The following is a 4,262-nucleotide window of genomic DNA, read 5'->3' on the forward strand; positions in this document are numbered from 1 at the left end:
GGGCCGCACCCCGGCCTGGTCGCCGCCGTCGTCGCGGAGACGGCCCAGGCCCCCGGCCGCGGACGTGAATCCGGCCGCGGACCCGAAGCCGGCGGTGGACCCGGACCCGGACCCGAAGCCGGACCCGGCCACGTACCCGAACCCGCCCTCGAGGACGTCGAGGCCGCGCTGGTCGGCCGTGCCGTCGCCGGGCCGCACCCCGGCCTGGTCGCCGCCGTCGTCGCGGAGACGGCCCAGGCCCCCGGCCGCGGACGTGAATCCGGCCGCGGACCCGAAGCCGGCGGTGGACCCGGACCCGGACCCGAAGCCGGACCCGGCCACGTACCCGAACCCGCCCTCGAGGACCAGGAGTACCGGGCCGAGGTGGCCGGCGTACTGCTCCTGCGGGCCCTGGCGGCCAGAGCCGGCCGGGAGGGGCGATGAGCACGCGGACGGTCACGGCGCGGGTCAACGGGGTGCTGCACACCGAGGAGACCCGGCACCACACCACCCTGGCCGAACACCTGCGCACCGCACTGCGGTTGACCGGTACGCACGTCGGCTGCGGTACCGGTGACTGCGGCGCCTGCGTGGTGCTGCTCGACGGTGAGCCGGTCTGCTCCTGCCTCGTGCTCGCGGTGCAGGCCGACGGCCGGGAGGTCACCACGGTCGAGGGCATCGCGGGCGGTGGCGACCTGACGCCGGCCCAACGCGCCCTCATCGAGGAACACGGACTCCAGTGCGGCTTCTGCACCCCTGGCCTGCTGGTGCGCATGGCCCACGCCGCCGACCACGGCGGCGCCGAAGAGGACGTGCTGGCCGGGCACTTGTGCAGATGCACCGGCTACGGCGGCATCCGCGCCGCCCTGCGGAGGACCATCGGCGGCCCGGGAACCGACCGGTGACCGGGAGCCACCGCCACATCGGCAGACCCGTGCCACCCCGCCACCACGACCGGCTGGTTCGCGGACACGGCCGCTTCCTCGCCGACCTGCGCGCCGCGGGAACGCTGCACGCGGCGTTTGTACGAAGCCCCTCGGCGCACGCCCGGGTCCTCGGCTTCGACGCCACCGCCGCCCGGCACGACCCGCGCTGCGCCCTGGTGCTGGGGCCGGACGACCTCGCCGAGCGCACGGCGCCCATCCCCACTGCCTGGCGGCTGCCCGGCCAGCCGGAGGACACCATCCCCGTCGCCGCCCACACCGCTCGCTACGCGGGGCAGCCACTGGGCATCGTCGTCGCGGACACGCCCACCGCGGCCGAGGACCTGGCCGAAGCCGTGCGGCTCGACCTCGCCCCCCTGCCCCCGGTGCCCACGATCGCCGACGCGCTGGCCGAGCACGCTCCGCTCGTCGTGCCGGGGGCCGCGGGCAACGAGGCCGGCCGCGTCCGCTTCGGCTCTCCCGCGGCGGACATCACCTCGGCCCTCGCGCGGGCGGCGGTGGTCGTGGAGCGCGAGTTCACGCTCCCGCGGGTGAACCACGCCCCGCTGGAACCGCGCGGCGTGCTGGCCGAGTACGACCCGGGCACCGGGCTGCTCACCGTGCGCGCCAGCACCCAGTCACCGCACTCCATGCGCCAGGACCTCTGTGCCGTACTGGGGCTGCGCGCGGACCGGGTGCGCGTCATCGCGCCCGACGTGGGCGGCTCGTTCGGCAGCAAGGTCCTCCTCTACCCGGACGAGGCGATGGTGTGCGCCGCCGCGGTCGCCCTGGGCGCCCCGGTGCGCTGGGTGGAGTCCCGCGCGGAGAACTTCACCGGTGCCTACCAGGGCCGGGGCCAGCGGACCACGGCTCGCCTCGCCGTCACCGGCGAAGGCCGGTTCCTCGCGTTCGACGCGCACGTCCTCGCCGACCTCGGCGCGTACGCGACCCAGGCGGGCAGCGGGCCGCACCAGGTCACCGCCCTGACCCTCCAGGGCCCGTACCACGTGGACGCCGCCGCGGCCACCGTCACCGGGGTGTACACGACCCGCGTCCCCACCGGCGCCTACCGCGGATACGGCATGCAGGAAGCGGCGTTCATCCGCGAGCGGCTCATCGACGAGGCCGCCCGCGAACTGGGCCTCCCCCGGCTGGAGTTGAGACTGCGCAATCTGATCCGCCCGGAGGAACTCCCGTACACCACGCACACCGGACTCACCTATGACAGCGGTGACTACGGCGCCGTCCTGCGCCGGGCCGCCGCCCTGGCCGAACGCCCGCCCCCACCTGACCCGCCATGGGTGCGCCGGGCCACCGCCGTCGTGGCCGCGGTCGAGATCAGCGCGTTCGCGCCCTCGGCCCTGCTGGAGGCGTTCGGGATCGCCTGGAGCGGCTGGGAGGGAGTGCGGCTGCGGATCAACCACGACGGGACCGTCACGGTCCACTCCGGAGTCATCGCGGTCGGCCAGGGCATCGAGACCAGCCTGGCCCAGATCGCGGCCGAGGGGCTGGGCGTGCCCCTGGACTGGGTACGGGTCGAACTCGGCGACACCGACACCGCCCCCCACTCCGACCTGTCCGCCCAGGCCAGCCGGGCACTGACGCTCGCGGGCGGCGCGCTCGTCATCGCCGCGCGGCGGCTCGCCGACCGGATGCGGGCGCTGGCCGCCGCCTTCCTGTCCACCGGCCCCGAGCGGGTGGACCTGCGGGTCACCGCCGCCGCGGGGCCCGCGTCCCAGGACGCGGCCTTCCACACGGCCGACGGCGCGCGGATCACCTGGCACGAGGTCGCCCACCGCGGCTACCGGGGATGGGGCAGACGGCAGAGCACCGACCCGGTCCGGCTGGAGGAGTCGGTGGATTTCGACCCGCCTGGCCTCACCTTCGCCCACGGCGCGCACGCCGCCGAGGTCGCCGTCGACCTCGGGACCGGCCGCGTCACCGTCGAGGGCTACTGGGCCGTGCACGACAGCGGCGTCCTGGTCAACCCGCTGATCGCGCACGGGCAGATCGCCGGGGGGATCGTCCAGGGGCTGGGGCAGGCGCTCACCGAGGAGGCCAGGGCGGACGCCGCGGCCGATCCCCTGACCCGGTCGTTCCGCGAATACACCGTCCCCGCCGCCCAGGACGTCCCCGAAGACCTCGTCATCGAGCACGCGTGCACCCCCAGCGCGGCGATCCCCGGCGGCTTCAAAGGGCTCGGCGAGGGCGGCACGATCCTGCCGCCCGCGGCGGTGGCGTGCGCGGTCGCCGCCGCGGTTCCCGAGATCGCGCACACTCTCACCTCCCTCCCGCTCACCCCGCCGCGCGTTCGCGCGGCGCTCCGGGCAGCGGGCATCACGGCGGAAGGCGGTATCCGATGAACCGGTCCGACGAGGCGACCACGGTGCGCGAGGCGGTGTTCGACCTGCTGCGCGCGGAGGGCATGACCACCGTCTTCGGCAACCCCGGATCGCTGGAACTGCCCATGCTGCGCGACTTTCCCGGCGACTTCCGGTACGTGCTGGGACTGCAGGAGTCGGTGGTGGTGGCGATGGCGGACGGGTACGCGCAGGCCACGCATGGCCCCGTGCTGGTCAACCTGCACTCGGCGGCCGGGGTGGGGCACGCGATGGGCGCGCTGTTCACCGCGCGCCGCAACCGGACGCCGCTGGTGGTCGTCGCGGGCCAGCAGGCGCGCTCACTGCTGGAGGGACACCCGTACCTGCTGTCGGAGGACGCGGCCACACTGCCCCGCCCGTACGTCAAGCTCGGCCGCGAACCCGCCCGCGCCGAGGACGTGCCGTCGGCCATCGCCCGCGCCCGGCACCTCGCGACCGCTCCCCCCGCCGGGCCCGTGCTCGTGTCCGTCCCGAGCGACGACTGGGACCGCCGCGCCGAACCGGTCGCGGTCCGGCGGGCGAGCACCACCGTGGCCGCGGACCCCGACCTGCTCGCCCGCGCGGGCGAGGCACTGGCGAGCGCCCGGTCGCCCGCGCTGATCGCGGGGGCCGGGGTCGACCGCGAGGGGGCCGTGCCCGACCTGGTGGCACTGGCCGAGGCGCACAACGCGCCCGTCTGGGCCGAGCCGATGTCCCACCGCTGCGCCTTCCCCGAACCGCACCCGCTGTTCGCCGGCTTCCTGCCGCCGGTGCGGGAGGACATCGTGCGCGCGCTGGCGGGCAACGACCTGGTGCTGTCGGTGGGCGCGCCGGTGTTCACGTACCACGTCCCGGGGACCGGCCCCCAACTCCCGCCCGGGACCGACCTCTACCTGCTCACCGACGACCCCGAGCAGGCGTCCTGGTGCCCGAGCGGAACCGCCGTCATCACCGGCCTGGCGCCCGCGCTGCGGATGCTGGGGGCCCACCCGCCCGGGAC

3 protein-coding genes and 1 pseudogene are annotated in these 4,262 nt (G+C 76.0%); 3 read left to right on the plus strand and 1 reads right to left on the minus strand.

Annotation, left to right across the window (positions count from 1 at the left end):
- Positions 1-321 (minus strand): annotated as a pseudogene (locus AOK16_RS20930) (hypothetical protein); the annotation flags it as partial.
- Positions 322-419: 98 nt separating this feature from the next.
- Here AOK16_RS20930 and AOK16_RS20935 point away from each other — a divergent pair.
- From AOK16_RS20935 to AOK16_RS20945, 3 genes are all read left to right on the plus strand, one after another.
- Positions 420-884 carry a (2Fe-2S)-binding protein gene (locus AOK16_RS20935; RefSeq protein ID WP_055473733.1) on the plus strand — a complete coding sequence of 155 codons (465 nt, stop codon included), beginning with the start codon at positions 420-422 and terminating at the stop codon, positions 882-884.
- Positions 881-3,265 carry a xanthine dehydrogenase family protein molybdopterin-binding subunit gene (locus AOK16_RS20940; protein WP_055473734.1) on the plus strand — a complete coding sequence of 795 codons (2,385 nt, stop codon included), beginning with the start codon at positions 881-883 and terminating at the stop codon, positions 3,263-3,265. Before AOK16_RS20935 ends, AOK16_RS20940 begins: the two co-directional genes overlap by 4 nt.
- A partial coding sequence (locus AOK16_RS20945) for a thiamine pyrophosphate-binding protein (protein ID WP_079101619.1) occupies positions 3,262-4,262 on the plus strand: 1,001 nt, incomplete at its 3' end. The genes AOK16_RS20940 and AOK16_RS20945, both read left to right, overlap by 4 nt.

It is taken from the genome of Streptomyces pathocidini (genome assembly GCF_001418495.1).
GTDB lineage: Bacteria > Actinomycetota > Actinomycetes > Streptomycetales > Streptomycetaceae > Streptomyces > Streptomyces pathocidini.